Source organism: Alcanivorax sp. HI0044 (assembly GCF_001634945.1).
Genome location: NZ_LWEZ01000928.1, coordinates 1 through 651, shown reverse-complemented (window position 1 = coordinate 651; position 651 = coordinate 1). Strand labels below are relative to the sequence as shown.

General features: G+C 59.6%; 2 pseudogenes. Both read left to right on the top strand.

What is annotated here, in order from left to right:
• Nucleotides 1-204, top strand: a pseudogene (locus tag A3730_RS31555) (hypothetical protein); the annotation flags it as partial.
• Nucleotides 204-651, top strand: a pseudogene (locus tag A3730_RS10865) (ferritin-like domain-containing protein); the annotation flags it as partial. The pseudogenes A3730_RS31555 and A3730_RS10865, both read left to right, overlap by 1 nt.

The following is a 651-nucleotide window of genomic DNA, read 5'->3' as shown; positions in this document are numbered from 1 at the left end:
TGGGAGGCACCAGGGGCGGAACTGATTACCGAGGAACAGTGGCCCAGGCTGCGTGATTTCATGGCGGACCTGGTGTGGATTGAGCACATCGGCGGGCGAGGCTTTGCCGCCATGGCGAAAAGCGCCCCACGGATACGCTACGGCAGATCTATACCTATTTTTATGCCGAAGAACAGCGCCATGCCAACGCGGAAGTGGCGCTGATGAAGCGCTGGGGCATGCTCGACGCCGACGGCAACATGCCGCCACCGAACAACAATATCCGCCTGGTAGTGGACTGGATGGAGCGCTATGCGGATGACCTGGATTACCGGATTCTGGGGACCATCACTCCGGCTCTTGAGGTGGCGCTGGATGGCGCCCTGTGCAAGTTCCTGCTCGATACCGTGAAGGACCCGGTATGCCATGAGGCGTTCGCGAAGATCAACGATGACGAATCGCGCCACCTTGGCGTGGGCTTTGCCGTCATGGAACAGTACGGGCAGAGCAAGGTGGGCAGCAGGATCAATATGTCGCTGATGCGCACCATGGGCCGCTTGCTCAAGCCACAGATCATTCTGGGCGCGGCGGTACACTTTCCCTTGCTCAACAAGATGCGTGATAACGTGGTGCTCGCCGGGCTGCCGGAAGAAAAGCTTTACCAGGCTACCG